The sequence below is a fragment of the Tersicoccus phoenicis genome (genome assembly GCF_001968835.1).
GTDB classification, from domain to species: domain Bacteria; phylum Actinomycetota; class Actinomycetes; order Actinomycetales; family Micrococcaceae; genus Tersicoccus; species Tersicoccus phoenicis.
In genome coordinates, this window is the sequence record NZ_MRDE01000083.1 from 25,029 (window position 1) to 34,845 (window position 9,817).

Here is a 9,817-nt window from a genome sequence, read left to right on the forward strand (position 1 = left end):
GATCTGCTGCCGCCCGGCCGTCCCGGCGCACCGATGCCGGGCGACGGGGTGGCGACGACTCAACGGTGGCGGCGGCGCCGCCACGCCAGGAGGGCCACCGCGGCGGCGACCGCGAGCGCCACCCGCCGGTCGCGGAGGACGGACGCCGCACGGCGCAGGATGCCGGGTGCCCGGTCGGTCAGGGCGCCGACCCTCCTCCGGGCCTGGGCCTTGACGTCCATCTTGTCGGAGAGCGCGCCCACCGTGCGCCCGAGTTCCGCTCGGGTCCGGCCGGCGTCGATCTGCGCGTCGCGGGCGGCGGACCCCTGCGGGCCGGGCGACGAAGATCCGATGGGTGAGGTCATCGCTGCGCGTTCTCCTTGATCGTCTCGACGTCGCGAGACAGGTTGGTGGCCAGAGCATCCGGGACGACCGGCGTGACCTGCTGGAGTTCTCGCCAGCCGGCCGCCGCGGCGACACCGGCAGCCCCGAACAGCGCACTGGAGACCAGCAGAGCGCTGCTCCAGCGCGGCATGATGCGATCCAGTCCCGCGCGGGCGGAGCCGATCAGCACCTCGCCTACGTAGAACGCCAGCAGGGCAGTACCGCCGAACATGGCCGCTGCCCGGCCGGCGTGCTTCCCCTTCTCCGTGAACTCGGCTCGAGCGACCTGCACCTCGTCCCGGACGAGTTGAGTCATCTGCTCCGTGAGCTGTGACACCAACTCCGTGATCGGCTGCTCGTCCGGTGTGCGGTCGCGCGATGGCTCACTCATGATGGCTTCCTCCCGCGGATGGTCGACAGTTGGCTGCACCTGGCTCGAACACCACGCTACGTTCGGTCCTCGGGGACGGCAACACCCCGACGCGCCTCGCGTCGAGCGACCCCGACAACGCGGACCTCATGCATAAATCCTCATCTCAATGTATAGTTTTGCAGGAACGTGCATCGTCATCCAGGAGGAGAGTGCAGTGAGCGAGCGGATCGTGCTGGCGTATTCCGGAGGCCTCGACACGTCGGTGGCCATCGGCTGGATCGCCGAGGCGACCGGCAGCGAGGTGATCGCCGTGGCGGTCGACGTCGGACAGGGTGGGGAGTCCCTGGAGACGGTCCGTCAGCGTGCCCTGGACTGCGGCGCGGTGGAGGCCTACGTCGCCGACGCCCGCGACGAGTTCGCGCAGCACTACTGCATGCCGGCGCTGAAGGCGAACGCTCTCTACATGGACGCGTACCCGCTGGTCTCGGCACTCTCCCGGCCCGTCATCGTCAAGCACCTCGTGTCCGCGGCCCGCCAGTTCGGCGCCTCCACGGTGGCGCACGGCTGTACCGGCAAGGGCAACGACCAGGTCCGCTTCGAGGTCGGGATCCAGACCCTCGGCCCGGACCTGACCTGCATCGCCCCGGTCCGCGACCTCGCTCTGACCCGGGACAAGGCCATCGACTTCGCCGAGCGGAACGATCTGCCGATCGAGACGACGAAGAAGAACCCGTTCTCCATCGATCAGAACGTCTGGGGCCGGGCGGTCGAGACCGGGTTCCTCGAGGACATCTGGAACCAGCCCACCAAGGACGTGTACAGCTACACCGACGACCCGGCCTTCCCGCCCGTCGCCGACGTCGTGGAGATCGCGTTCCGGGCCGGCGTGCCGGTCGCGCTCGACGGCGTGGCCGTCACCCCGCTGCAGGCGATCGAGGAGCTGAACCGGCGGGCCGGCGCGCAGGGCGTGGGCCGGATCGACATCGTCGAGGACCGGTTGGTCGGCATCAAGAGCCGGGAGATCTACGAGGCACCCGGCGCGATGGCGCTGATCGCCGCGCACCGCGAGCTGGAGAACGTCACCGTCGAGCGGGAGCAGGCCCGGTTCAAGAAGACCGTCGGCCAGCGCTGGACCGAGCTGGTCTACGACGGCCAGTGGTTCTCCCCGCTCAAGCACTCGCTCGACGCCTTCATCGACGACACGCAGACCCATGTCAACGGCGACATCCGGCTCGAGCTGCACGGCGGACGGGCGACGGTGCTGGGCCGCCGGTCCGAGACCTCGCTGTACGACTTCTCGCTGGCCACCTACGACACCGGCGACGCGTTCGACCAGTCCAGTGCGCGCGGCTTCATCGACATCTACGGACTCTCCGCCAAGGTCGCCTCGGAGCGGGAGCAGCGGGTCGGCGGCAGCCCGGACCTCTCTGCGGTGCCGACGCTGAACACGGCGGGCGCCGGTGCGAGCGGGGCAGCGACCGAGGACGCCGGCCACGATGCCTGAGCCGGTGACCCCCGATCCGGTGACCCCGGGTTCGGTGACCCCCGATGCTGGCGGATCGGGTCCTGGAGTTCCCGGTGCCGGAACGCCCGGTTCGGGCTCGCACGGCACCAACGAGGGCGCCCTGTGGGGCGGCCGGTTCTCCGGGGGACCAGCGGACGCGCTCGCGGCGCTGAGCAAGTCCACGCACGTCGACTGGCGGCTCGCGCACCATGACATCGCCGGATCCCGTGCGCACGCCCGGGTGCTGCACACGGTCGGCCTGCTCGACGACGACGAATTGGCGCGGATGCTCGCCGGCCTGGACGCGCTCGACGCCGACGTCGCCTCCGGCGCCTACGTCGCCGCGGAGTCCGACGAGGACGTGCACGGCTCGCTCGAGCGGGGCCTGATCGAACGGGTCGGCCCCGAACTCGGCGGCAGACTGCGGGCGGGGCGCTCCCGCAACGACCAGATCGCCACCTTGGGCCGGATGTATCTCCGGGAGGCCGCCCGGTCCGTCGCGTCCGGGGTGCTCGCGACCATCGACGCGCTCGTCGGGCAGGCGCAGGCCCACGGGTCCGCGGCCATGCCGGGCCGGACCCACCTGCAGCACGCGCAGCCGGTGCTGCTCGCGCACCACCTGCTCGCCCACGCGTGGGCGCTGCTGCGGGACGTGCAGCGCCTGGTCGACTGGGACACCCGCGCCGCCGTCAGCCCCTACGGGTCGGGCGCGCTCGCCGGGTCCTCGCTCGGGCTCGACCCGAACGCCGTCGCCACCGAACTCGGCTTCGCCTCCGCGGTGCACAACTCCATCGACGGCACGGCGTCGCGGGACGTGTACGCCGAGTTCGCGTGGGTCGCCGCCATGATCGGCGTCGACCTGTCCCGGATCAGCGAGGAGGTCATCCTGTGGGCCACCAAGGAGTTCGGCTTCGTCACGCTCGACGACGCGTACTCGACCGGCTCCTCGATCATGCCGCAGAAGAAGAACCCGGACGTCGCCGAGCTCGCCCGCGGCAAGGCGGGCCGGCTGATCGGGGACCTGACCGGCCTGCTCGCCACGCTCAAGGGGCTGCCGCTGGCCTACAACCGGGACCTGCAGGAGGACAAGGAACCGGTGTTCGACGCCGTCGACACCCTCGCCCTGCTGCTACCCGCGGTGTCCGGGATGATCGCGACCCTCACCTTCCACACCGACCGGATGGCCGAGCTCGCCCCGCAGGGCTTCGCGCTGGCCACCGACGTCGCGGAGTGGCTGGTGCGGGCCGGTGTGCCGTTCCGGCAGGCGCACGAGCTCTCCGGCGAGGCCGTCAAGCTCGCCGAGTCCCGCGGCGTGGAACTGTGGGACCTGTCCGACGACGACTACACGGCCATCTCCGACCGGTTCAGCCCGGACCTGCGCCAGGTCCTCTCGACGGAGGGGTCGCTGACCAGCCGATCCGGTCAGGGCGGCACCGCCCCCGCGGCCGTCGACGCGCAGCTGACCGCTCTGCACGCCCAGCTCGACGCGGTCCGGGGGTTCGGTCACTGACCCCGATGCGGAGGGCGGAACCGGCGGACTCACGCGAACCGGGGGATGGAACCGGCCGCGTGGGGACCGTCGGCGACGTGAGCCGCCGCCGCGACGCCGGTAACGTGAACCCGGTGTCCCCTCTCGACGTGCCCGAGGACCTGACGGGCTGGCTCGCCGCCCGTGACGCGCTGACCGTCGCACCGCGCCTGCTCGGCGGCACCATCACGACCACCACCGACGCGGGCACCGTCACCGTCCGGATCACCGAGACCGAGGCGTACCTGGGAGAGCGGGAATCCGCCGCACCGGACCCGGGCGCGCACTCCTTCCGCGGCCGCACCGCGCGCAACGCCGTCCTCTTCGGTCCGGCCGGTCACCTGTACGTCTACTTCACCTACGGAATGCACCACTGTGCCAACGTCGTGTGCGGGACCGAAGGGGTGGCGACCGGCGTGCTGCTGCGGGCGGGGGAGGTGATCGACGGCGTCGAGACCGCCCGACGTCGCCGGGACGCGGCGACGCGTCCGTCCACGGCGAGAACCGGCGTGGCCGGCGATCGGCAGCAGCCCGACCGGGACCTGGCCCGCGGGCCGGCACGACTCGCGCGGGCCCTCGGCCTGCACCTACGCGACAACGGCGTACCCATCGCCCCGGGCGTCGAGGACCCCCGGCAGGTCGCCGACGGGACCACGGACCCGGTCCGCACGGTCCGGCTGCACCGCCCGACGGAGGACGTCGGGGACGACGCGATCAGCACCGGCCCCCGGGTCGGCGTCAGCGGCCCGGGCGGCAGCCACGACTACCCGTGGCGGTTCTGGCTCACCGGTGACCCGACCGTCTCGCCCTACCGGCCCGCCGTGCGTCGACGCCGGGTCGTGCGATGACGAATCGTGCGATGACGGGAGCGGACACCGGAATGCGGTCGCGACGCACTGCGCACGTATCGTTGCGTCGGTGACCACACGCCCGAGTACGCCTGACAGCACACCCGCCAGGGAGCCGGTCGACGAGCTGATCAATCGGCTGCTCGTCACCGTGGAGGACTTCCCCGAGCCGGGCATCCACTTCAAGGACCTGACGCCGGTCTTCGCGGACGGGCGTGCCCTGCGCGCCGTCGTCGACGCGCTCGTCGAACCGTTCGCCGGGTCCTTCGACGCCGTTGCCGGGGTCGAGGCCCGCGGCTTCCTGCTCGCGGCGGCCGCCGCCTACGCGAGCGGCACAGGCGTCGTCACCGTGCGCAAGGCCGGCAAGCTGCCCCGGCAGACCTACTCCGCCGAGTTCGAGCTCGAGTACGGCACCGCGACCCTCGAGCTGCACACGGACGACCTGCCGCCCGGGTCCCGGGTGCTCGTGCTCGACGACGTGCTGGCCACCGGTGGTACGCTCTCCGCCGCGGCCGAGCTGTTCGGGCGCGCCGGCATCACCGTCGCGGGCTTCGGCGTCGTGTTGGAGTTGACCGAGCTGCGGGGGCGCCGCCGCCTCGGTGGCCACCGCGTCCGGTCCCTGATCCGCACCTGAGCACCGTCCCGCGCCGACCGGATACCCGCCGGTCCACGCCGGTCCACCGGGCCCGGCCGTGCCGACCGGTCCGGGCACATCGACCAGTTGTACTATGGACAGTCCGTTGGGGGCGACCGTGACCGGTGCTCCGTTCGCGCCGGGCCGGCGTGGGCGACGCCGAGCGCGGTCCGTATTCGGGAGGATCGACGCGTGACTGATCGCGTGCAAGACCGGCACGACACCCTCGAGCGTGAGCTCGGACGCGAGCGTGAGTACGTGGGGCAGTTGTACGAGCGACTCGACGAGATGCGGGTGCAGAAGACCGAACAGCTCGCCCAGGTGCGCCGCACGGGGGCCGTCGGCTCCGCACAGAACGTCTCCGAGCGTGACGCGTTCGCCACGCTCTACGAGGACCGGCTCGCACAGCTCTACGCCGTGGAGGACCGCCTGGTCTTCGGCCGGCTGGACATGGACTCCGGGGAGGCCCGCTACATCGGCCGGATCGGTATGTCCACCGAGGACCTGCAGCGGCTGATGGTCGACTGGCGCGCCCCGGAGGCCGGCACCTTCTACCAGGCCACCGCCTTCGACCGGCAGGGCGTGCGCCGCCGTCGTCATCTGATGTTGCGCGGGCGTACCGTGCGCGCGCTCGAGGACGACGTGCTCGACCCCGGCATGCTGGGGGAGGACGGCGTCGTTCCCGGTGAGGGAGCACTGCTCGCTGCGCTCAACGAACGCCGCACCGGCCGGATGGGTGACATCGTCGGCACCATCCAGGCCGAGCAGGACGCCGTGATCCGCTCGCCACTGCCCGGTGTGCTCGTCGTCCAGGGCGGACCCGGGACCGGTAAGACCGCCGTCGCCCTGCACCGCGCCGCCTACCTGCTGTACAGCCACCGCGACCGGCTGGCGAAGTCCGGCGTGCTGCTGGTGGGCCCGTCGGATTCCTTCCTCACCTACATCGAACGGGTGCTGCCCTCCCTCGGCGAGACCGGTGTCATCATGACCAGCCCGGCCTCCCTGCTCCCCGACCTGCACGCGGTGCCGGAGACGGATCCGACGGTGGCGAGGATCAAGGGGGGGCTCGCGATGGCCGACGTGATCGCCGCCGCCGTGCACAACCGGCAGCGGGTGCCGGCGGAGCCGCGCCGGCTGGACGTCAACGGCTTCACGCTCACGCTCACGCCCCGGCAGGTGGCCCGGGCCCGGGACCGGGCGCGGGCCACCGGCAAGCCGCACAACGAGGCGCGCCTGACGTTCATCAAGATCCTGCTCCGCGAGTTGACGGACCAGTTGATGCAGAAGGTTGAGGCTTCCTCGGGACAGGAGTACACCGGAGAACGCGCCTGGCTCGCCGAAGACGTGCGCACGTCGCGGGACGTGCGCGTCGCGCTGAACCTGTCGTGGATGCCGCTGACCCCGAAGAAGCTGGTCGACGAGCTGCTCAGCCGGTCCGCCCAACTGGAGGCCGTGGCCGGTGAGCTCCTCTCGCCGGAGGATCGGCGCGCCCTGCTGCGCGAGCCCGGTGTGCCCTTCACCGAGGCGGACGTGCCGCTGCTCGACGAGGCGGCCGAGCTGCTCGGCGACCTGGACGCGTCCGCCGAGCGGGAGGCGGCGGCCCGGGACGCCGCCCGCACCCGGGACCTGGCCAACGCCGAGAAGGCGCTGGAGAACATGAACCAGACGCTGGCTGACGCGGGCGTCGACGGCATGCTCTCCGCCGAGGACGTCGTCGCCCACAACACGGCGGCGGAGACGGCGGGCACCACGTCCGAGCGGGCACTCGCGGACCGGACGTGGGCGTTCGGTCACGTCATCGTCGACGAGGCCCAGGAGCTCTCCCCCATGCAGTGGCGGTTGCTGATGCGTCGCTGTCCGCTGAAGTCGTTCACCATCGTCGGGGACATCGCCCAGACCTCGGCGGCGGCCGGCGCCGCCTCCTGGGCGCAGGCCCTCGCCCCGTTCGTCGGGGGCCGCTTCACGTTGCGGGAGCTGACGGTCAACTACCGCACCCCCGCGCAGATCGCCGAGGCCGCGGTGGCCGTGGCCCGCGCCACGGGCGCCCAGGTCTCCGAGCCGGAAGCGGTGCGCGTCGGGGACTGGCCGCCGCTGCTGCAGCCAGAACGCCGGGTGGGGGATCTGCCGGACGCCGTCGTCGAGGCGGTGGCGGAGGACATGGACGCCGTCGACGGCGGACTCGTCGCGGTGGTCGCGCCCGCCTCACTCGTACCCGGCCTGCGCACGGCACTGCAGGAACGGTGGGGGCCGCGGGTCGGCGGCGGAGCCGGATCGGTGGACCAGAACGTCGTCGTGCTCGACCCGGTCGAGGTGAAGGGACTCGAGTTCGACGCCGTCGTCGTGGTCGAACCGCGGCAGCTCATCGCGGACGTCGGCGGGCGGCCCGGTGACCTGTACGTGGCGATGACCCGGCCCACCCGGCGACTGCGGCTGATCAGCAGTTCGGGCTGGCCCGCCGGGCTGGAGCAGGCCGTGCGCGCGACCGGCTCAGCAGACAGTGGTCAGCGCCATGCCGGCTGATACCGTGGACCGCGTGCCCGTGACCGTCGCGCCCTCCTCTGGTCCTTCGCCGGATCCGTCCTCGACCCCGGCCACCCAGCCGGCCCCGACACCCCAGCGCAACGACGACAGTTTTCCCGGCATCTGGCAGGAGCTGCGCTGGCGCGGCCTGGTCCAGGTCAGCACCGACGAGGCGGAGCTGGAGCAGGCGCTGAACGGGCAGCCGCTGACCTACTACTGCGGCTTCGACCCCACCGCGGCGTCGCTGCACCTGGGCAACCTCGTCCAGCTGCTCACGATGCGCCGGCTGCAGCTTGCCGGGCACCACCCCCTCGCTCTGGTGGGCGGTTCGACCGGCCTGGTCGGTGATCCACGGCCCTCGGCGGAGCGGACCATGAACACCAAGGAGACCGTCGGTGAGTGGGTCGGCTCCCTGCAGGCGCAGGTGCGCCGGTTCCTCGACTTCGACGGCCCCAACCCGGCGCGCATGGTCAACAACCTGGACTGGACCGGACCGATGAGTGTGATCGACTTCCTGCGGGACGTCGGCAAGCACTTCCGGGTGGGCACCATGATCAAGAAGGAGATCGTCGCCTCCCGGCTGAACTCGGAGGAGGGCATCAGCTACGCCGAGTTCAGCTACCAGATCCTCCAGGGGATGGACTTCCTCGAGCTGTACCGGCAGTACGGGTGCACGTTGCAGACCGGCGGTTCGGACCAGTGGGGCAACCTCACCAGCGGCACCGAACTGGTGCGCAAGGTCGAGGGCCGCGGCGTGCATGCGATCGGCACGCCGCTGATCACGAACGCCGACGGCACCAAGTTCGGCAAGAGCGAGGGCAACGCCATCTGGCTCGACGCGGCCATGTGCAGCCCGTACACGTTCTACCAGTTCTGGCTCAACCGGCTCGACGCCGACGTGGTCACCATGCTGAAGGTGTTCACCTTCCTGGATCGGGACCGGATCGAGGAGCTCGCCGTCGGGGTGGCCGAACGGCCGCAGCTGCGACAGGCGCAGAAGGTGCTCGCCTGGGAGGTCACGACCCTGGTGCACGGGGTGGCCGCGACCGAGGCGGCCATCGCCGCGTCCACCGCGGTGTTCGGTCAGGGTGATCTGACCGCGATCGACGAATCGACCTGGCGGGCGGCCACCGCCGAGTTGCCGCGCGCGCGGGTGGACGGCAGCCGGCTCGGCATCGTCGATCTCCTCGTCGCGACCGGCCTGTCCGGCTCGAACTCGGACGCCCGGCGCACCGTCGGCGACGGCGGGGCGTATGTGAACAACCGCAAGGTGACGGACGTGGACCATGTCGTCGACGTCGCGGAACTGTTGCACGGGCGGTACCTGCTGGTGCGCCGGGGAAAGCGTCACCAGGCCGTGGCCGAGCTCAGCGCCGGGTAGCAGCGCGGCGCCTGACCGGACGACGTGCCCCTGACGCAGCGCGACACGCCCGGGCGTTCCGACGGATTTGCACGGCGGCAGCGATCAGCGTAGTGTTCTTCGAGTCGCCTGCCGGGCAGCGCGATCCACACGGAGCACAACCTCAGCGTTGACGATCTCCGACCGGATCGGCTGGAGCGGGCACCAACCCACGACGATCGTTCGGTTCGTCGGGTCGCGCCTCGAGTGCGGATCCGAAGGAGCCGACTTATCGACGTGGGTGAGGAGTTGATCATCGAGACGGATCGGCGCAGGAGCGCGGATTTGACAGATGAAAAACCAATGAAATAAAGTCGGATCATCGGAAACGACGAGGAAAGCGGATTCGAGAGAATCGCGAGTATTCGATACGTGTCTGTTGTTTGAGAACTCAATAGTGTGTTGTTTTGTTTGTTGATGCCAGTTTTTACTGGTTTTGGCGCTTGGCTGCCACCCCCGTGGTGGTTGGGTGTCGAGGCTGGGTTCATGTTTTTCTGTTTTTTGACGGAGAGTTTGATCCTGGCTCAGGACGAACGCTGGCGGCGTGCTTAACACATGCAAGTCGAACGATGATGTGGTGCTTGCACCATGGATTAGTGGCGAACGGGTGAGTAAGACGTGAGTAACCTGCCCTTGACTCTGGGATAA

Annotated in this window: 8 protein-coding genes and 1 rRNA gene; 7 read left to right on the top strand and 2 right to left on the bottom strand. The window is 70.7% G+C overall.

Features of this window, described 5'->3' with window-relative positions; translation table 11 throughout:
- Positions 1–59: 59 nt before the first annotated feature.
- A complete protein-coding gene (locus tag BKD30_RS14960; RefSeq protein WP_076705877.1) occupies positions 60–344 on the bottom strand; it encodes a DUF3618 domain-containing protein in 285 nt (94 codons plus the stop codon).
- Entirely contained in the window at positions 341–754 is a 414-nt protein-coding gene (locus tag BKD30_RS14965) for a phage holin family protein (protein ID WP_076705879.1), read from the bottom strand. The genes BKD30_RS14960 and BKD30_RS14965 overlap by 4 nt, the downstream gene beginning before the upstream one ends.
- A 196-nt stretch (positions 755–950) precedes the next feature.
- Between BKD30_RS14965 and BKD30_RS14970 the strand changes: the two genes are divergently transcribed.
- The 7 genes from BKD30_RS14970 to BKD30_RS15000 form a co-directional block, all read left to right on the top strand.
- Positions 951–2,240 (top strand): argininosuccinate synthase, encoded by a 1,290-nt coding sequence (locus tag BKD30_RS14970; RefSeq protein ID WP_076705881.1) that lies wholly within the window; start codon positions 951–953, stop codon positions 2,238–2,240.
- Positions 2,233–3,750, top strand: a complete 1,518-nt coding sequence (gene argH, locus BKD30_RS14975) for an argininosuccinate lyase (RefSeq protein ID WP_083956590.1) — start codon at positions 2,233–2,235, stop codon at positions 3,748–3,750. The genes BKD30_RS14970 and argH overlap by 8 nt, the downstream gene beginning before the upstream one ends.
- A gap of 140 nt (positions 3,751–3,890) precedes the next feature.
- Positions 3,891–4,616, top strand: a complete 726-nt coding sequence (locus BKD30_RS14980; protein ID WP_076705898.1) for a DNA-3-methyladenine glycosylase — start codon at positions 3,891–3,893, stop codon at positions 4,614–4,616.
- A 70-nt stretch (positions 4,617–4,686) separates the two neighbouring features.
- Positions 4,687–5,250, top strand: a complete 564-nt coding sequence (locus BKD30_RS14985) for an adenine phosphoribosyltransferase (protein WP_076705883.1) — start codon at positions 4,687–4,689, stop codon at positions 5,248–5,250.
- A 192-nt stretch (positions 5,251–5,442) separates the two neighbouring features.
- The gene (locus BKD30_RS14990; RefSeq protein WP_235861735.1) at positions 5,443–7,770 is read left to right on the top strand and encodes a HelD family protein; all 2,328 of its coding nucleotides are present in this window, start codon (positions 5,443–5,445) and stop codon (positions 7,768–7,770) included.
- Between the two features lie 121 nt (positions 7,771–7,891).
- Positions 7,892–9,151 (top strand): tyrosine--tRNA ligase, encoded by a 1,260-nt coding sequence (gene tyrS / locus BKD30_RS14995; protein ID WP_076705902.1) that lies wholly within the window; start codon positions 7,892–7,894, stop codon positions 9,149–9,151.
- A 519-nt stretch (positions 9,152–9,670) separates the two neighbouring features.
- Positions 9,671–9,817: ribosomal RNA gene (locus BKD30_RS15000) — 16S ribosomal RNA — on the top strand; the annotation flags it as partial.